The organism is Zeaxanthinibacter sp. PT1, from assembly GCF_028464225.1.
Lineage (GTDB): Bacteria > Bacteroidota > Bacteroidia > Flavobacteriales > Flavobacteriaceae > Zeaxanthinibacter.
Map to the genome: position 1 here is coordinate 990878 of NZ_JAQPCN010000001.1, position 18107 is coordinate 1008984.

The 18107-nt window shown below is 46.8% G+C and carries 24 protein-coding genes and 1 tRNA gene; 18 read left to right on the forward strand and 7 right to left on the reverse strand.

Translation table 11 applies throughout. The features are described 5' to 3' along the window. The first annotated feature begins 111 nt into the window (after positions 1–111). The 13 genes from PP178_RS04260 (at position 112) to PP178_RS04320 (ending at position 5441) form a co-directional block, all read left to right on the forward strand. On the forward strand, positions 112–1266 hold the full coding sequence (locus tag PP178_RS04260) for a hypothetical protein (protein ID WP_272593068.1): 1155 nt from the start codon (positions 112–114) through the stop codon (positions 1264–1266). Positions 1267–1327: 61 nt separating this feature from the next. Continuing rightward, positions 1328–1588 carry a hypothetical protein gene (locus PP178_RS04265; protein ID WP_272593069.1) on the forward strand — a complete coding sequence of 87 codons (261 nt, stop codon included), beginning with the start codon at positions 1328–1330 and terminating at the stop codon, positions 1586–1588. Continuing rightward, positions 1567–2016 (forward strand): replication/maintenance protein RepL, encoded by a 450-nt coding sequence (locus PP178_RS04270; RefSeq protein WP_272593070.1) that lies wholly within the window; start codon positions 1567–1569, stop codon positions 2014–2016. The genes PP178_RS04265 and PP178_RS04270 overlap by 22 nt, the downstream gene beginning before the upstream one ends. A gap of 25 nt (positions 2017–2041) precedes the next feature. Beyond that, positions 2042–2290 carry a hypothetical protein gene (locus PP178_RS04275; protein ID WP_272593071.1) on the forward strand — a complete coding sequence of 83 codons (249 nt, stop codon included), beginning with the start codon at positions 2042–2044 and terminating at the stop codon, positions 2288–2290. Continuing rightward, positions 2287–2622, forward strand: coding sequence for a hypothetical protein (locus PP178_RS04280; RefSeq protein WP_272593072.1), 336 nt, complete (start codon positions 2287–2289; stop codon positions 2620–2622). The genes PP178_RS04275 and PP178_RS04280 overlap by 4 nt, the downstream gene beginning before the upstream one ends. Next, complete coding sequence (locus PP178_RS04285) at positions 2619–2810, forward strand: hypothetical protein (protein ID WP_272593073.1); 192 nt, start codon at positions 2619–2621, stop codon at positions 2808–2810. The genes PP178_RS04280 and PP178_RS04285 overlap by 4 nt, the downstream gene beginning before the upstream one ends. Further along, a complete protein-coding gene (locus tag PP178_RS04290) occupies positions 2779–3240 on the forward strand; it encodes a hypothetical protein (RefSeq protein WP_272593074.1) in 462 nt (153 codons plus the stop codon). Before PP178_RS04285 ends, PP178_RS04290 begins: the two co-directional genes overlap by 32 nt. Further along, entirely contained in the window at positions 3237–3995 is a 759-nt protein-coding gene (locus tag PP178_RS04295) for a hypothetical protein (RefSeq protein ID WP_272593075.1), read from the forward strand. The genes PP178_RS04290 and PP178_RS04295 overlap by 4 nt, the downstream gene beginning before the upstream one ends. Continuing rightward, entirely contained in the window at positions 3988–4356 is a 369-nt protein-coding gene (locus tag PP178_RS04300; protein ID WP_272593076.1) for a hypothetical protein, read from the forward strand. The genes PP178_RS04295 and PP178_RS04300 overlap by 8 nt, the downstream gene beginning before the upstream one ends. 16 nt (positions 4357–4372) lie before the next feature. Further along, positions 4373–4576, forward strand: a complete 204-nt coding sequence (locus tag PP178_RS04305; RefSeq protein ID WP_272593077.1) for a hypothetical protein — start codon at positions 4373–4375, stop codon at positions 4574–4576. Next, positions 4576–4881: a hypothetical protein gene (locus PP178_RS04310; RefSeq protein WP_272593078.1), complete on the forward strand. Its 306-nt coding sequence runs from the start codon at positions 4576–4578 to the stop codon at positions 4879–4881. The genes PP178_RS04305 and PP178_RS04310 overlap by 1 nt, the downstream gene beginning before the upstream one ends. Beyond that, positions 4878–5150 (forward strand): hypothetical protein, encoded by a 273-nt coding sequence (locus tag PP178_RS04315; protein WP_272593079.1) that lies wholly within the window; start codon positions 4878–4880, stop codon positions 5148–5150. Before PP178_RS04310 ends, PP178_RS04315 begins: the two co-directional genes overlap by 4 nt. 3 nt (positions 5151–5153) lie before the next feature. Next, a complete protein-coding gene (locus PP178_RS04320; protein ID WP_272593080.1) occupies positions 5154–5441 on the forward strand; it encodes a hypothetical protein in 288 nt (95 codons plus the stop codon). Between the two features lie 125 nt (positions 5442–5566). Here PP178_RS04320 and PP178_RS04325 read toward each other — a convergent pair whose 3' ends face one another. Then, positions 5567–6217 carry a hypothetical protein gene (locus tag PP178_RS04325; RefSeq protein ID WP_272593081.1) on the reverse strand — a complete coding sequence of 217 codons (651 nt, stop codon included), beginning with the start codon at positions 6215–6217 and terminating at the stop codon, positions 5567–5569. After that, entirely contained in the window at positions 6214–7542 is a 1329-nt protein-coding gene (locus PP178_RS04330) for a tyrosine-type recombinase/integrase (protein WP_272593082.1), read from the reverse strand. Before PP178_RS04330 ends, PP178_RS04325 begins: the two co-directional genes overlap by 4 nt. A gap of 146 nt (positions 7543–7688) precedes the next feature. Between PP178_RS04330 and PP178_RS04335 the strand changes: the two genes are divergently transcribed. Both PP178_RS04335 and PP178_RS04340 read left to right on the forward strand, forming a co-directional pair. After that, positions 7689–7775, forward strand: a tRNA-Met gene (locus tag PP178_RS04335). Between the two features lie 338 nt (positions 7776–8113). After that, the gene (locus PP178_RS04340) at positions 8114–8404 is read left to right on the forward strand and encodes a DUF2188 domain-containing protein (protein ID WP_272593083.1); all 291 of its coding nucleotides are present in this window, start codon (positions 8114–8116) and stop codon (positions 8402–8404) included. A gap of 44 nt (positions 8405–8448) precedes the next feature. Here PP178_RS04340 and PP178_RS04345 read toward each other — a convergent pair whose 3' ends face one another. From PP178_RS04345 to PP178_RS04355, 3 genes are all read right to left on the reverse strand, one after another. Continuing rightward, positions 8449–9318, reverse strand: coding sequence for a DUF808 domain-containing protein (locus PP178_RS04345; protein ID WP_272593084.1), 870 nt, complete (start codon positions 9316–9318; stop codon positions 8449–8451). Positions 9319–9474: 156 nt separating this feature from the next. Further along, a complete protein-coding gene (locus PP178_RS04350; protein WP_272593085.1) occupies positions 9475–9942 on the reverse strand; it encodes a COG2426 family protein in 468 nt (155 codons plus the stop codon). A gap of 144 nt (positions 9943–10086) precedes the next feature. After that, positions 10087–11844, reverse strand: coding sequence for a serine hydrolase (locus PP178_RS04355; RefSeq protein WP_272593086.1), 1758 nt, complete (start codon positions 11842–11844; stop codon positions 10087–10089). 305 nt (positions 11845–12149) lie between these two features. Between PP178_RS04355 and PP178_RS04360 the strand changes: the two genes are divergently transcribed. The 3 genes from PP178_RS04360 to glpK all read left to right on the forward strand — a co-directional run bounded on the left by PP178_RS04360 (position 12150) and on the right by glpK (position 16557). Then, on the forward strand, positions 12150–13376 hold the full coding sequence (locus PP178_RS04360) for an aminotransferase class V-fold PLP-dependent enzyme (protein WP_272593087.1): 1227 nt from the start codon (positions 12150–12152) through the stop codon (positions 13374–13376). Between the two features lie 81 nt (positions 13377–13457). Then, the gene (locus tag PP178_RS04365; RefSeq protein WP_272593088.1) at positions 13458–15041 is read left to right on the forward strand and encodes a glycerol-3-phosphate dehydrogenase/oxidase; all 1584 of its coding nucleotides are present in this window, start codon (positions 13458–13460) and stop codon (positions 15039–15041) included. Between the two features lie 19 nt (positions 15042–15060). Beyond that, the gene (gene glpK, locus PP178_RS04370) at positions 15061–16557 is read left to right on the forward strand and encodes a glycerol kinase GlpK (protein ID WP_272593089.1); all 1497 of its coding nucleotides are present in this window, start codon (positions 15061–15063) and stop codon (positions 16555–16557) included. Positions 16558–16653: 96 nt separating this feature from the next. Here glpK and PP178_RS04375 read toward each other — a convergent pair whose 3' ends face one another. Continuing rightward, complete coding sequence (locus PP178_RS04375; RefSeq protein WP_272593090.1) at positions 16654–17163, reverse strand: peptide-methionine (S)-S-oxide reductase; 510 nt, start codon at positions 17161–17163, stop codon at positions 16654–16656. Positions 17164–17255: 92 nt separating this feature from the next. Continuing rightward, positions 17256–18089 carry a DUF4382 domain-containing protein gene (locus PP178_RS04380; RefSeq protein ID WP_272593091.1) on the reverse strand — a complete coding sequence of 278 codons (834 nt, stop codon included), beginning with the start codon at positions 18087–18089 and terminating at the stop codon, positions 17256–17258. Between the last annotated feature and the right edge of the window lie 18 nt (positions 18090–18107).

Below are 18107 nucleotides of genomic sequence, written 5' to 3' on the forward strand. Positions count from 1 at the left end.
AAAATAAATATGAGTCAAGTGTTTTTTATACGAAAGAATCTTCTGTATATTTGAGGCGACGATTAAGATAATCTTTAAGATACCATTTGAGTATCTACAACCAACCTACTTATGCAAAGAGCCGATATTATTGACCAACTAGAGGAAGCGAGACTGCTCCACGCCCAAGGAAAGGGGTCGCTCCGGTCAATATCCAGGGAAATCGTAAAGAAATACGGACTGGATACCACGCCTGAGAACTTTCGCAAGGCACACCTTACCAAGTACATCGCCAAACATGCTGCAGCCCCCACCGATGACCACGAAGCACTACGCAGGTACTGTGAGGAGATCGGAATTCCTTTTGAATCGGTAGGGAACTACTGGCACAAGGGGCAGTACTTCTCCGTACATGCAAAGACAGCCCCGGTAGATTACCTAAAACTCCGTGATGAGCTGATCGAAGAGATGAAGCAGTATTCACCACAGTACCCGGAGATAGTACGTCCAGAGCGCGGCGATGTTGGACACCTCTTAGTGATGGATCCAGCCGATATCCATATAGGAAAGCTCTCCATGTACCTGGCGAAAGGCTCAGAGTACAACAATAAGATTGCAGTAGACAGGGTACATGAGGGAGTCAACGGACTCCTATTCAAAGCAGCCACGTCAATACATATAGACCAAATTTTATTTATAGCTGGTAACGACATTCTGCATGTCGATAACGCAACCAGAACTACCAAAGCAGGGACGCCACAGGATACAGACGGAATGTGGTACGATAACTACCAGATAGCCAAGAAATTATACGTTGAACTCATTGAATTGTTACTTACGGTAGCTCCCGTCCACGTCCATTTTAACCCCTCTAACCACGATTTCACTAATGGCTACTTCCTATGTGATGCTGTGGCAACCTGGTTTGATAAGCACCCCGAAGTGAGTTTCGATGGGGATATGCGTCACCGGAAATACTATCAATACCACAACAACCTTATAGGTACCACGCATGGCGATGGTGCTAAGACCGCAGACCTTCCCCTACTTATGGCAGATGAAGTCCCTGAACTATGGGGAGCGACATCGAAACGCTACATCTATACGCATCATGTACACCACAAAGTGGCGAAGGATATGCAGAAGGTAGCTATCGAATCCCTCCGCTCCCCTTCAGGTACTGATATGTGGCATCACATCAATGGGTACAACTCGATCAAAGCTGTGGAGGCTTTCATCCATCACCCGGAGCATGGACAAACCGACCGATTAACATACAATTTTTAGCACCATGACCTTAAAAGAACTAGCAGAACAAAATGGATTCAGAGTTTTCAGCCCAGAGTATATGGACAGGCATACGAACACCTACTCCCTCCCATGGTTACACGAGTTACAGCAGTGGCTCATTACCTCCATGGACATATACGTACAGGTACAATGCTTCAACTCCTTCAACTGGGGAGCAAGAGTGTACCAATTAAACTATAACCCGGATAAAGGAGCACCTATAATACATGAAGACGAGAGTGCAGAACACGCAACATATAAAGATGCCCTCATTGCAGGGTTGAAAGAAGCATTTGAATGGATAGAACAGTCAAACTAAAGTACCTCGATGGATGGAAGATCCACGAGGACGGGATCAAGACTCCCATATATAAATACAAGCATGTCTCCAAGACCCACTACAAGCGATACTATAACACTCTTTGCATTGTTGCCGGAGTTGGTGGAGCAGCTAGAAACGTACTTGATTACCTCTGTGAGCGAATGGACAACAACAACCACGTCCACTCCAACGCCAACATGCGTGCACAGTTCATCAAAGACATTGCTAAGTGGACAGGCAACGAACTCGTCTATACCGACGCCTCAGTCAAGAAAGCCATCCACACCCTAGTTAAAAAACAACTCCTCTTGAAGACCGGAACTCGTGGGACATTGATCGTGAATCCCGAGTTCTTCTTCAAGGCGGAAGAACAACAGCGCCTGGATAAGATCCAGATGCTCTTAGAATTCAGCAATGGAGAATAGATTCAGCTTCACTGACCTGTTAGCCATGGAAAAATACCTGGGCGACAAGATTGGAACCCTCAAGCTGCGGATAGAAAGGACCCGTTGGGGTGCGGTTGGTTTGGATCCCATGTTACACGAGAACAAGTGCTACGGGTGCACCCATGGTGTGACCCAGGAGAGTATAATTAAGGCAAGCAAAGTACTGGAGGATCTCCTATCTAAGAAGATAGAGACCGAGGCGGCGCTTGAGAACTGCAAAACGCGAATAGAAGAAATGATAAGATGCCTATGAATGAAGTAAGCCTAACAGAACTGCGAGCCGCACGCGACGAGTGCAAAATGAAGCTGAAGGACTTAAATGAATATAGAGATACTACCCTGCAGTACCATTACCGCGAGATGCAACATTACCTGGAGCAACGGGCACATAAGATCGCAATGATGCAAGGTACCCAGATTACCGATGAGTACCTGGAGCGGTTCTGCAGCGAAGTGGAGTTGAATAAGTGGAGGAAGATGCACACTAGGATCTCTAAAGAGATCGAAGAGCACACCTTCTGGGACACCAAGCTTCAGAGCGCCGAGAAATTAATCAAACATTTCATTAATAACTATATATCATGACTAAAATCAAAACAACCAAAGGAGCCATACCTGTAAGGTACGTGGAAACTGAAGTACCGGCAGAAGTTGCCGAAGCAGAAGCTGCAGTCGCAGAAGTATGTGACGCAGAAACTGAGACTGAAACTAAAACAGAAACCCCTAAACCAAAAGCTACCAATGGCAAAAAAGCAAGCAAAAAAGGAAAGTAAAGAGGTTAATATGAATCCGGTACCAACAAAGACGGTACCCTTCTTTCCCCAGTTCAGCCTGCAAGTATCTGATCCTAAGTCACGTGCAGAGAACGACGAGGAATTAAAGAACCGGGAGAAGTTTATTCGGGTCATAGCTGTCTCGTCGCGCGTTAGATGTGAGTTCCCATCCGATAAGGGGGAGAACTTCAGAGACGTGCGGCAGGTATATGTATCGGATCGCTTTGAGGTCAGTGAAGAGGAGTGGTCTGAGAAAGAGACCGAGATCCGTACCCGGATAATCATGCGCCACTTAAAGCAGTGTGCCTTGACATTCAAGTACATAAAGCTTCCTAGTGAAGAGCACCTGGAGAAGGTTCGCCAGCACAACGCTGATAACTTCGAGTTCCATGGCACATACCCGGCTAACGAGATAATGATGCATATATGAAAGTACTAGCTAGAATAGGCATACTTGCCATAGTCATAGCGGTGGGATACGGGATCTTCTATTACGAAGCCCGTATCTCCCGCAATAATGAGATCGCCCTGGCTGCCTCTGAGCACAACCACGCGCAATTCGATAGTCTTGTTCGCTATATCAAGCAGGTAGACTGTCAGAATGTATATGTGGATTCCATGCGCCAGGTACTGGACATGCACCATAAGCTCCGGCATAAGGATTCCACACTGGTACTTGAGGATGGATGGTCCGTTGCGGACTCTACGATCCAAGATACCACAGAGACGGAAGCCCTTCAGCTAAAGTCAGCAACCCTGGAGGTACACCTAACCAGCGGGGCAGATGACCAGGAACTCTACAAAGGCAACTGGATCGACCATTCCAATGATCTGGAGATGGGTTACCATACCAATGGCGTTTACCAGGAGGTAAAGCTTGCCTTCTCGGGCATCTCCTTCCCGCAGAATGCTGAGATCCAGGAGGCTTACGTGATGTTCTGCGCGAAGAGCAGCAACTCTGGAGAGTTAAAACTCTCTGTAAACCAGGTGGAATGGAAACCCGAAAGCTGGACAGCCGGAGAGTGGTATAGGACTCCTGACATTAAAGCGAGTGTAGTTCCCGGATCTTACCTGGTGCACATACTACCCGGAGTGGAGAAGACATACCGAAATGCATGGGCATGGGACCAGGATGACAAGACCCTGGCACCAAAACTAATTATCAAATACAACTATTATGAGTAAAGCATTGCTGGAGAAGTACCAGTGCCAGGTGACTCCTGGAACAGAAGACGACACCTATGGAGGAGCACACAATTATGTGGCAAAAAACTGCCTCGGATTCCACGACGGAGAAACCGTCTACACGGACTCTGTTGAGGAGATATCCTTTATCAAGAAGAATGATGATGGAACTATCGAGGCTGGATTCCAGAGCGAGCAGCTCCTGGCTATACTGATCGACCGGCACGAGAAGCTCAATGCACGCTTCCCATCGGATCACGGAGAGGCAGCAATCCTTCGAATGAAGCAAGCCTTATTGTCCCTGCAGGCGAGAGTCGCCGAGCGTAAAGCCCGCGGCGTCATGGGAGAACTGAAAAAATAACCTAACCTATACAACTATGAACCTTAAAGGATTTAGAACATTATTATTTGGACTGCTCAACGTAGTCCTTGGATTCCTGGAGTATTTCGATTGGACCGAGATCTTCGGACAGAACGGATGGATCATCGGGGTGATCGGTCTACTGATCATGTACCTGCGTAAAGTCACCGACGGACCTATGGGATCTTTCGGATTATCCACCGAAGAAGATGGGAACTGATGATGGAGACTCTTACTGGTACGGAGGTGATACAGCTATCGATCTCGGTGTTCGTCGTCCAACTGATATTTATTGGAAGCCGTACATGGAACATCCGTGCGATAGCGGAAAAGAACGTCCTGAAAGTACTCTATACTGGAGCGGTAATTCACTTGTCATGGCTTGTGAGTGTGGCTATAGGAGCGACCTCCATGTACTCCATTATGACAAATTTCGAATGGAGATACCTCCCCGTGGTATTCTTCAGCATGTCTGGTGGTCTATTAGGAAGCTATTTAGGACTTAAAGAGAAGTTCAAGAAATGAGAAGAACGGGAAGAACCAGCCGGATCATAGCCGCTGCCCTGGACCGCTTGTGGTCAGAGGGGGAAGTGATCGTTCACGATCACGCGGACTATCCGCAGACCCACCAGAGTAACTCCCGGTTCCTGCGCCTCTTTGAGAATCGCTTCCTCGACTCGATAGGAGACAAAGGAACGTCGCTGGAATCCTATACCACTTCGATGAGGAGTAGGCATGGTCATGCCATCATGATCAATCACATTAAAACTGTATATAAAAACCCTAATAAATAAACAATGAGTAAGACTTACGAACCCATGACATACCACATTACTTTGGATCTACCTCAGATTGAGGAGAAGACAAAGACCGGGATCTACAAATCAGACGCCATGCTTGAAGAGGAGCGCAAGAAATTTACCGGCGCTATCAAAGTGGTGCATGTAGGACCTGAAGTAAAACAGATCAAACCTGGAGATAAAGTACTCCTGGCAAATAACGCAATGTTAGCTTCTGTTAATATTTTCGGAAGAGCATTAGCCCAAACTTCTGCCCACTCTGTGCTTGGTATTCTAAGAAGTTAACTATATTTGCCCTGTACTTGAAGATTCCACTTGGTGGTGGATCTTTAGTTTTCAAATTGGTACTTGATACATTGTGGTGATGTATAAGTAATAGAAAACCCCTCAACTAGAGGGGTTTTACTTTTTTAGACATTATCTTCAATTCCGGTGGCGCCTCGCTCATACATCAGGCGTTCCAGGTCTTTCCGGAAGAAGGTAAGCTTCCCATTCTTCTTTCCCTGGTGAGCACGCAGCTTACCCAAACTCTTGAGCTTGTAGATGTAACTTTGCGCGTACCCGGTGAAGGCAACCGCCTCCTCGATATTGAACTTATTCTTATTCGGAAACTCTGTGGTCTGCAGGCGCTTGTGTACCATGGCAGTACGTTTCTTCAGCAGCGCCAGGGCAACGAACTCGATCAGATAGTCCTGGTACGGGATCAGCTCCCCATACTCCTCGTGGGCTACTCGGCGGTTTCCGATCTCGATATAGTCTGCCGTGAAGGTGACCTCTTCCCCGTCAAGCATATAGCATAGGATCTTGTCATACTCATCGCGGATGGTCTGGAACTCCAGGTCATAGTTGAAGTGAATATCCTCAAGCATCTTATAGAAGGTGAAAGGGGTATTCTTTAATATGGTAGCCATCCCGGAACATATCGTGGTATGAATATCCTGGCTGGTGAGCCTGGCAATTCTGTCGTACTTGAGATAGATGTCCTTATAGAACTCAATAGTGAAATTGGTAAGATAGAACTGTAGCGGGTTGATCGGTGCTGTGATGTCTTCTGGTTTCATAATAGATCTTTAAATGTATCATCCAGGTCGCTCGCGTTCTTACGCCCCAAATAATTCTCTGTGGTTGCTATATTGGAGTGTCCTAAAGCATCACGGATGTCCGCTATAGTCGCTCCCCTCCTTAATGCTACTGTCGCAAAGGTATGTCTTGCTACGTAGCTGGACAAGTCTGAAGGAAGACTGGTTCCTTTTACCAGGCACCGGATCCTTCTATTGAACACAGTATTGCGCAGGGTCTGATAGAAATCCTCAAAGACTTCAGTGTCCCTGGGGATATGCGGCGGTACCATATCAAAGATATACTTAGAGTCTGGATTGTTATGCTTATCCATGATCTTTTGCATCTCAGGGGTGATGGGTGTATTGAGTGCGATCGGTTTCCTCTCCTCTGTCTTATGCCTTACATATTGTATAGCGTAGACTACATTGTCATCCTTATCCCTTCGTTCTACGATCCATTCCTTTCGCAGCTCTATAACATCCCGGAAGTTTACCCCGCGAGCATAAACCATGAACATGAAGATGTCTTTCCAGAATTCCTGTTTCTCGGTCCTGGGGGTAATCGATTTGAATTCCTCCCACTGATCAGGAGTGAGTGCGTTCTTGGCGAACTTGTTGCCTTTCTTTTTAAGTAGACCTGAGTCGAACTTCTTGAAGGGGGATTTCATTCCAAGATCTGGAGTGTTCTCTTCCCTGACCGACAAGTTGTATGACCTCCTTAAATAGGAGTAAAACTGCTTCGCTCCTCCATTACCTTTGCCCCTTTGAAGGTATGAGATGAATGCTTCCAGGTGCTCTAGCGAAAATTCAGAGGTCGGGATCCTGTTACCCTTATTCTTCTGGTCACAGAATGCTACCCACCGTCTTCTGAAATCCTTGTAACATTTATGGGTCTTGCACTTTTTCATCTTTACCTTCAGCTCCATTACCCTATCGATAGCATCCAGCATGGTGTAGGCGTCGTCTTCTACAGTACCTGAGATAAATGCGGAGAGGAATTGTTTCGGAGTTGGTATCATGCCCTGTGCTTTAAATTGATCTTCGATATCATAGCACTGCTCCTCTATGGTGGCGAGGCGTTGGTTAAGTTCCCGGTACCCTGGGCTGGTCTTATAGGTACTCTTGTAGCGATTCCCATTCCAGTACTTGGGTTCTACTGCAGGGACATTCTTCAGGACCTTGTACTTGGTGTGTAGCTTTCCATTAATTCTCGAATAGACATACAGACAAATTGAGCAGGTTCCATCAAGCCTTGGCTTGGTACTACGTTGAACGATATTATACATATTGTGGTGAATCAAGTAAGCACTTATGTGCTGGTTCAAAGGTATACTTATTTTCCATATTTTTGGTAGTGTTCAAAAAAGTATTAACAAAAGTATTAACGGATTGGAAATAAAAGGCAACAAAAGTATACAGAAGAATATTCCGTTAAAGAGGTTCAGCCCAATAAACACGGGGGATGATAAGCTGTTGACCTGGTTGACAACTTGTTACAAAAACCCCTTGTTTCTGACTCATAATCAGGTGGTCCCTGGTTCGAGCCCAGGTGGGACCACATCAAGCAGAAAACCCACGCCCTTAGGCGTGGGTTTTTGCATTTCCGGAAGAGAGTCAAGCTTGCTTGAGCTCTCGAAGGGAAATGCAAAAAGCGCTTTGCGCTAGCAAAGGCGGTTTTCTATTTGCAGCAGCGGGCCTTCTCTGGTCCATCCGCTACGCGGATGAACCCAGGTGATCTAAAGAGTTATTGGGGGTAGGTCAGTTGCCTCTCGACTACGCTCGAGGTGACAGTGTTTGCAGCAGCGGGCCTTCTCTGGTCCATCCGCTACGCGGATGAACCCAGGCCCCGGTATTTTATCGAAAAGAGTATCTTAGGGAGGACCTAAAACATGGAAAATGCCCAAAAGCAGTAACTCCACTTCCTGGATAGATATTTTAAAGGAACTGGTAGAGGTGTATTTTAAAAGCTCGCGTCAGAGCAAACGAGGAAGAACCTGGCATCAACATGTGGTCCCTTATGAAGATGACTGGGCCGTGCGGCGCGAGGGGAATAAACGGATTACCTCTAAACACCGGCGGCAGGATACAGCCATCAGGAAAGCAAAACGCCTGGCCAGGAAATACAAGGCGGATGTAATCATTCACAGGGAGGATGGCACCATACGAGATAGAATCAGTTATGATTGATGTAATGATCAGGGTCCTCCAATCCTTATAAGGGTTTATGCTGTTTATTTCTTGCCCAGAATTTTCTTTACCCCTTTAACTAGCAGCAGCACCAGTATCCCGGCAACCAACCCTACACCGAATTCCACGATGATCCCCGGCACGGAAGGAAATAAATGGTGTAAAAAGGAAATGTTATGCACAAAAATGCCACCTGATACCAGCAATAAAGCGATGGTCCCGATCACCGTCAGGGACTTGATCACTATGGGCAGCGCATTGATAAAGAACCGGCCTATTTTATCTGAAATAGTATTGCTTTCCCCGTTAAGACGAATAAGGCTGGCGCCGAACTCATCCATCCGGACGATAAGGGCTACCAAGCCATAAACTCCGACGGTGGCCAGTAAAGCTATAAAAGTGACCACCAGGATTTGATTTAGAAGGGGTTCTTCCATTACGGTACCCAGGGCTATGATCACTATTTCTATAGAGAGGATAAAATCGGTGAGTATGGCCGACTTGATCTTTGTTTTTTCCAGTTCAAGAATATCCTTTTTATCGAGGTTTTTGACTTCCTCTAGCTCAGGTTTGTGCGAATGTGGGAAGAAAAATTCATAGATCTTTTCAGCACCTTCATAGGCGAGGTAGAGACCACCTAGCAACAGGATCACCGTTATGGCTACCGGTGCAAATGCACTTAGTAAGAAGGTTACCGGGAGAATGATCAGTTTATTGAGCAGAGACCCTTTGGTTATAGCCCAGATCACCGGGAGTTCCCTTTTGGAAACAAATCCCGAGGCTTTCTCCGCATTAACAGCCAGGTCATCGCCTAAGATGCCTGCAGTCTTTTTGGTCGCAATCTTCCCCATAGTAGCGACATCGTCTAAGAGTGTAGCCACATCATCCATAACAGCAAAAAATCCAGAAGCCATCTTTATAATTTAGGATTAAAGATATTCCAGGATTTCCAGATAGCTAAATCCTGAAGCAAAAGGATCAATATATTATTGTATGGCTTCAAAAGCGGGGTGTGATAAGCTTGGTTTCAAGAGATTTATGCTGAATCCAGATATCAGCCGAATGCCAATCTAAAGAGGCATAGAAATCCCCTTCATGGTAAGCAGGGTTGCGGACCAGACGATGACGGAGGAAAGGAAAATGCCGATGGCATTTGCCCAAAAAGCCTTTTGCTTATCAAACTTAAAGAGGTAAGTAGCAATACTCCCGGCGTAGACTCCCGTCCCTGGCACCGGCAACATGACAAATAACATCAGGCCCAGTAAACCAAAGCGCTGAACATTTTTACCGGAACCTTTCTTAGCTCTCCTGGCTACAAATAAGGCCGACTTCTTATAAAAGCGCCAGCGAATGAAATAGCCGTTAATCTTCTCCAGGAAGAACATCATCATCGGGAAGACCAGGAGGTTGGCCAGGAAGCAGAAGATAAAAACCAGGAAAGGATTCAGCCCGTTCAATAATCCATACGGGATTCCCACCTTGGCCTCCCCAAAGGGAGACAAGCTCCATAACATGGCTATGAGCAGGTCTATGAGCATAATTATTTTCTGGACCGCGAAAATAGTGAGGAATTGAAGTTAAACAATCGGGGAGGCTCCTAAATATTCATTAAAAAAAGCCCGGGCGAATGGCTGCGGGCTTTTTTTAAATGGATTTTCAGAGGTAAGGGATAATTTTATGGACTACTGCTGATCATAAGGAATATAGTTCTGCCATTCCCAGGGGGTGTAAGTATCCCTCATACTCACTTCCAATATGGCTTTAAAAATGCTTTCGGCATTATCACTGTTCGCCATGATCATCACTCCCTTCCCTGCTTCAGGGAAAATTATGGAGTAATGCTGAAAACCATTCCCATGCCCTTCCTTGAAAACCCCTTTCCCATATGGAGTTTCAAGGTAACCCCAACCCAGGGCATAGCCCAGGTTCAGTGAATTATACTTATTGGTACTTTCTTTGGAGCCATGACCGAATTGTTTTTTGGAGCGGAGCCTGTGCTGCTGGGTAAATAGTTCATTATACGATTCCCCGGACAACAGCTCCTCATGGAGTACCGCCTGCAGGAAACGCGAATAATCGGCTGCCGTGGTTTCCAGGGTACTCCCGCTCCGGGGTTCGTTGTCCGTATCCTTCTTATATCGCTCTCCTTGTTTGTTGTGACCGTAGGCGAAGTTCTCTTCATATGCCGGCTTCCATTGGTAAGCAGTGTTCTTCATACCCAGCGGGGTAAATATTTTTTCCTCGGCCAGTTCCTGTAATCCTTTTCCCGTCAACTTTTCCAGCACCACCTGCAAGTAGACGAAACCTTCCCCCGAATAGCCATAGACCTCACCGGGTTCGCGCAGCACTTTCAATTTGTGATCAGCTTCATCCCATCTCCAATTTGGGAAACCTGTGGTATGAGCCAGGCACATCCGGGCAGTTATCTTTTGGTAGAGACTATCTTCTTTAAGATCCTGGAAATTATCGTGCCAGCGGGTCAGGGGTTGGTATTCATAGATCTTTTTTGGGAGGTAAGACTGCAGTGGCCTATCCAGGTATATTTTTCCTTCTTCTACTAATTTCATTACCAGGACACTGAACACGGCTTTACTGAGTGATGCTCCATATATATTCGTGCTGGCTTCCAGGGGAAGCTGTTCAGATAGATCTTTATACCCTAAGGTCTCAGAGTAGACCGGGTCATTGTGATTGTAGACGGTAACCGCCAGGCCGGGTACCTTACCTGCTTGCATTAACTGCTCAATCTTAGCAGTGAGTGAATCGCTCTTGATAACTGTACCATCCAAACGAGTGATCACTTGTGATTCTTGTGAAACAGCAGAGATACTTGCCATTAAGCATAGGATCATAGCTCCTGTCTTAACAGCGCGCTGCCTACCGCTGCCCAGGAAAGGTATAGATAAGGGGTAATAGCATTTGTGTTCTTTTACGGCATAGATGATGTTGGTCAGAACGATCATAATCGCCAGTGGCACCACTGAAACAAAAAAGATAAAGCCCCACTTCTCTATGGTAAGCAAAGCTGCAAAAGACAAGGCATAAAGGAGTAATATGGTGATATGGAAATTGATCACCCTGATCCCGTGCCGGTTGTAGAGTTGGTTGTCTTCACGTTTATGGATCCACAGGAAAAGTGGAATAAGCACATTACAAAAAGGAATCAGGAACCCGATTAGCGGGGTGGCATGTAACAGTAATAACCATTTCTTTTGGATGGCCTCTTCCTTTGGGTTTTCCAAAGGGATAAGGTCGTTTACCTCTATCTCCAGGGCTGCGGCCAATAGTTTGATGGTTTGCAGGTGCGGTTGTACCTCTCCTTTCTCTATGCGTTGAATGGTACGTACCGTTACCTCGGTTCGTTCGGAGAGTTCCTGTTGTGTAAAGCCTTTTAGTTTTCTTTGGTACACCAGGTTCCTGGCGGTGGTTTCGTTTTGCATCGTTCTTATATTTAGAGCTCCAAAACTACAGCATACCCCATGCAATTAAGGCGACATACGGGTGTCACCTTTATGTCACTTGCCCTGTATCCTCCCATTTTAAAGAGAGTTTCATGATTCTCCATGGAAATTTAGAGAATTCTCGCTAAATGAGCCCACGTATTTCCCTTTTGAATTTTTTACTGCTTTTCCAGATAAATTTATCCACAGCAGTAGAAGTTCAGCTTAGTCATAATTAATTACTTTAGGACCGGTCAGTCGTGCTGATCAGTCCTAAAGAATACCAACACATCAATATCCCTTCTATGAAACCAGACCTTTCATTTATCCGATCTCAATTCCCTGCTTTTAGTGAACCCGGCCTGGAGGGCTGGGCCTTTTTTGAAAATGCCGGGGGATCTTATCCTTGTAAGCAGGTAATCGATAAGCTCAACAGCTTCTATACCGAGAACAAATTGCAACCCTATTATCCTTATCCTGCCTCGACCCGGGCGGGTGAACAAATGGATCTGTCTTACCGCAGGATGGCAGAATACCTGAATGCAGACCCCTCCGAAATTCACTTTGGCCCCTCCACGACCCAGAATATTTATGTCCTGGCAAACGCGATGCGCCCTATGTGGAAAGAGGGTGATGAGATTATCGTATCCTGCCAGGATCACGAGGCCAATGCAGGAGCCTGGAGGAAACTGGCAGACCGTGGGATACGGGTCATTGAGTGGCATGTGGATAGGGAAGACGGCACCCTGCATGTAGAGGCCTTAAAAAGGCTCTTTTCAGACCGCACCAAGATGGTAGCCTTTCCGCAGTGCTCCAATGTGATCGGACACCTGAATCCCGTTGCGGAGATCAGTCAAATGGCCCATGACCACGGGGCCCTCACCGTTGTCGACGCGGTAGGATGGGCACCTCATGGCCTACCCGACCTGAAAGAACTGGGGGCAGATATTTACCTTTTCTCCCTGTACAAAACCTATGGCCCCCACTTGGGCCTGATGTACGTTGCTAAAGATCTTATTCATAAAATGGAGAACCAGGCACATTTCTTTAAGGAGGGCGTTACTCGAAATATGCTGGTCCCCGCCGGTCCTGACCATGCCCAGATCGCTGCAGCAAGCGGCATCCTGGACTATCTTGATGCGGTCTATGAACATCATTTTGATAAACAGGCTGGCCCCGCAGAAAGAAACCGTGCCCTGAACCATTTGTTCCGGGAGCACGAATCAGCACTGATGCAACCATTATTTAAATTCCTCGAGTCTCGCGATGATGTTCGTATCGTAGGTCCGGGTTCCTCCGAACAGCGAGCCCCCATTATCGCCATTATGCCGCTTAGGAAAAGTATAGGAGAAGTTTACGCCAGCCTGACCGAACACAAACTGATGCTTGGAAAGGGACATTTTTATGCGGTGCGTCCACTGATGGATATGGATATCCCGACAGATCCCGGTGTAATCAGGATCTCTTTTGTTCATTTTACCAGTAAGGAAGATATTGACCAGCTGATTGCCGGGCTAAAAGCGGCTCTTTAAGTTTTTCTACGATCCTTTTACTGCCTTCCGGTTCATAAAACCCAATATAATATTGCATATCTTTTAGGCTAAAAGAAATTGATGGATCAGAACTTATACTCCAGGGCGCATATCCTGGGCACATTAGATGCAACCGCTAAGTGGGACGTGATTGTGATCGGGGGAGGAGCCACCGGCCTTGGGGTTGCCCTGGATAGTGTAAGCCGGGGATTTAAGACCTTGCTGTTGGAACAGGTAGATTATTCCAAGGGTACCTCGAGCAGGAGCACCAAACTGGTCCACGGGGGAGTCCGCTACCTGGCGCAGGGGAATATAGACCTGGTTAAGGAAGCTCTTTATGAAAGAGGCCTGCTTGCAAAAAATGCTCCTCACCTTGTAAAAAACCAGGATTTTGTAATCCCTAGTTACCGCTGGTGGGATGGGTACTACTATACAATAGGATTAAAGGTCTATGATTTCTTAGCCGGCAAACTTAGCCTCGGGAAATCCAAACATCTCAATAAAGCAAAAACCATAGAACGGCTGTCAACCCTAAAGCAGCAAGGTTTGTATGGCGGGGTGCTTTACAAGGACGGGCAGTTTGATGATTCCAGACTTGCTGTAAATATTGCCCAGACCTGCCTGGAAATGGGGGCGACCCTGCTCAACCACTTTAAAGTTGAAGACTTGCTGCAGGACGAAAACGGAACTATCACCGGGGTAAGCGCCAAGGATGCAGAAACAGGACAGACCTATTCTTTTAAAAGTGATCTTGTCATAAATGCTACGGGGGTATTTACGGACGAGATCCTGAGAATGGAAGATCCCGATGCAAAGAAGACCGTCGTGCCAAGCCAGGGGGTACACCTGGTCTTTGATAAATCCTATCTCCCGGGGGACGATGCCATCATGATCCCCAAGACCACGGATGGTCGGGTGCTTTTCGCGGTACCCTGGCATGATAAGGTACTGGTTGGAACGACAGATACCAACCTGGACGATCACAGTCTTGAACCCCGGGCGCAAAAACAGGAAATTGAATTTATCCTAAAAACATTCAATAATTACCTGAACAAACCGGTATCCCGAAATGACGTGCGCAGCATATTTGCCGGTCTTCGCCCTTTGGCCGCGCCAAAAGATGAATCGGAAAAGACCAAGGAAATTTCGAGAAGTCACAAAGTGATCGTATCCAAAACCGGCCTGGTGACCATAACCGGGGGTAAATGGACCACTTTCAGAAGGATGGCCCAGGATACCATCAATAAGGCGATTACTATCGGAAAATTGCCGAAACGCCCCTGCAAAACTAAAAATCTCGCGATCCACGGGGCCATGCCGATTCACAACCGGGAAAACCATATGTATATTTATGGAACAGACCAGGAAGGTATTGCCGCGCTCATTGCGGATGACCCATCTCTGGGAGAAAAATTACACCCTCGGCTACCTTTCGTGAAAGCTGAGGTAGTATGGGCGGCCCGCTATGAAATGGCCCGTACTGTTGAGGATGTTTTAGCCCGCCGGGTTCGTGCGCTATTCCTCGATGCAGATGCAGCCATCCGCATGGCACCCCAGGTGGCAGAACTACTGGCTGGCGAGTTGGATAGATCTGAAGATTGGCAAGAGCAGCAGTCAAACACCTTTACCGCAATGGCAAAGCACTATTGTATCAAGTATAACTAAACTAAACACATAATACCTGATGGAACAATATATCTTATCACTGGACCAGGGAACGACAAGTTCCCGCGCGATCGTCTTTGATAAAAAAGGCAGTATCGTTTCAATAGCTCAGAAAGAGTTCAAACAGTACTTCCCCAAATCAGGCTGGGTAGAGCATGATCCCGAGGAGATCTGGTCCACCCAGGCCGGGGTTGCTGCCGAGGCCACCGTAAAACATGGGTTAAACGGTAAGAATATTGCAGCTATCGGGATCACCAACCAACGGGAAACGGTGGTGGTCTGGGACAGGAATACGGGAAAGCCGGTGTACAATGCTATTGTATGGCAGGATAAAAGAACGGCGGATTATTGTGAGGAACTCAAAGAGTCCGGGAAAGGAAAAATGATACGGGAAAAAACAGGCCTGGTGATCGACTCCTATTTCTCCGGATCAAAGGTGAAATGGATTCTGGATAATGTAGACGGAGCCAGGGAACGGGCAGAGGCCGGGGACCTGGTCCTGGGTACCATAGACACCTGGATCATCTGGAAATTCACCAAAGGGGAACTACACGTCACCGATGTCACCAATGCCTGCCGTACCCAGTTGTTCAACATCAATACCATGGACTGGGATGACGAACTGCTGCAGTTATTTGACATCCCTAAAAGCATGCTTCCGGAGGTAAAGGACAGCAGCGAGGTTTACGGCAATACCAAGACAACGGTTTTTGCCTCTAAAATACCGATAGCCGGGATTGCCGGGGACCAGATGGCCGCACTCTTCGGGCAGATGTGCACTAAGAAAGGGATGGTCAAAAACACTTATGGCACAGGATGCTTTATGTTAATGAACATAGGAACAAAACCCATTATCTCCGAACACAACCTGCTCACCACCGTCGCCTGGCGAATAAAAGGCAAGACAGTTTATGCCCTGGAGGGCAGTATCTTTATCGGGGGCGCCGTGGTACAATGGTTGCGTGATGGACTGGGGATCATTAAGAGGTCTAAGGATGTGGAACCCCTGGGCGAATCTGTCGATTCTACGGAAGGAGTCTATTTTATCCCGGCATTTGCAGGGCTGGGAGCTCCATACTGGAACCAGAAGGCGAAGGGAACCATCTTCGGGATGACTCGTGGTACTACCGATGCTCATATCGCCAGGGCGTCAATAGAATCGATTGCCTACCAGACCATGGATATCCTGACCTCCATGCAGGCCGATTCAGGTTTAAAGATCAAAGAGTTGCGGGTAGACGGGGGAGCATCTGTCAATAATACCCTGATGCAGTTCCAGGCCGATATCCTGGATTCGGTCACCATCCGGCCGAAGATCACGGAAACCACCGCTTTGGGAGCGGCTTACCTCGCCGGGCTTGCCGTGGGCTATTGGGATGATGAAAAACAGATCGAGGAGATGTGGCAGGAAGACCAGCGCTTTGAACCCGAAGAGGACCGCTCTAAAGTAGCCGAAGGAATTAAGGGGTGGTACCGGGCCATAAAAGCTTTAGAGTACTGGACCACGCTCCGATAATTACGGCTGTTTGCTGACCTTGCACATATATCTGTGGGTTATGAGGAGAAATTAGCAGTATTCTATGGTTTTGGTGCAGGGGAAGAACGGGTTGCTTTAGTCCGGTAGCGCGGAGAGCTTGAGTTTATTAGGATCGACCAGCTTATTAAATTTTTTCAACAGCAGTTGAAGTTTAGGGTCGATGTAATTTTTACAAAAAGGTTTACCTGGGTCCCTGGCATAGTACTGCCGGAATTCTTCGCTGTTTTCTTTGAAATCAGCAAAAGACAAAGCTATGGTAATTAGTGATTTTTCAAAACTTTTATCAAATTCACCAAGCAGCACTAATACTTCTTGCTGCTGTATCTCTGAAAAGGTATATACGGCAGAACGGTATTTGTTTCTTAGGAAGTGTTGTGAAGTACTGCTATGGGTCCTCAGGTGCACCTCGACAAGGTCTTTTAAAGAAATGCTTTCCGGATCAAAGCAAACGATCACGGCTTCTGAATACGCAGGAGTTTCCCGGGCAGAAATCCACCCTTGCTTCACCCGCAGTACCCCCTTAAGGCTTTGGAATACCGCTTCGGTACACCAATGACATCCCCCGCCTAAACCAATTTGAATCATAGTCCGCTTAGCTATAGTTAGTTAAGATATGGAATGGATTTAAAACAAAAAAGGCAGGAAGTTCCTGCCTTTTCCTTGGGTATGTATAAATTTTATTCCGGAGAAAGCTGGAAGTCAGTAACCGTTTTATTAGCTGCCACGATTTCGACTTCTACTTCTTCAGAAGTGATAAAGCCTGCTTTAGTCACCACTATATTGTATATACCTGCAGGTAAGCCCATTATTACATAACCTCCATCGCTCCCGGATGCTGTGGCTGTGATTTCGGTATCCCCATCGTAAACCGTTACAGAAGCACCATCCACGGCTATCTCAGTATCCGCATCAGGAGTTAATATCTTTCCTTGCAGGGTTCCGGCTGTGGAAAGGTTGCTTGCCCTGATAACCGGATTAAAGTTGAATCCATTGTAGTCGGGGTAATTACCTTTTGGGACAAAAGAGCGACTTACGTCAAAATCCAGGAGAAGGTCAGCGCTGAGTCCGCCGGCCACTTCGATAGCAGGGTCTATAAATACCTTGATCCCGGTTTGTTCGCCACTTGGCACATCTAGTTCATAGCTCTCTCCCCCGGTCATGACCACGTTCACACCTTTTACGTATACACGCACAAGATCGTAATTACCCACCGGGATTTCTGTGTCGACAAGGGTTTCGGTCACCCCGTTTGTGAGTTCCAACAGATTAATTTCAATTTCATCTTCCATCAATGTCACATATCCTGTCTCATCCTCAGAATCATTTTGCCGGGCATCAACCTTAAAGATAGTCACGTTAGCTTCTGAGACGAGTTCATGAGGGAAAGGGGCATCGGTCAATTGAATACTCAACCGGCCAAATTCAGATTCGCTGGAATTCTCAGAACAACTGCTAAGCAGGGTGATCAGGCATAAAATAAAAGTAGGTACTGTTAATCTAGATAATCGCATAAGATTAATATTATAAAG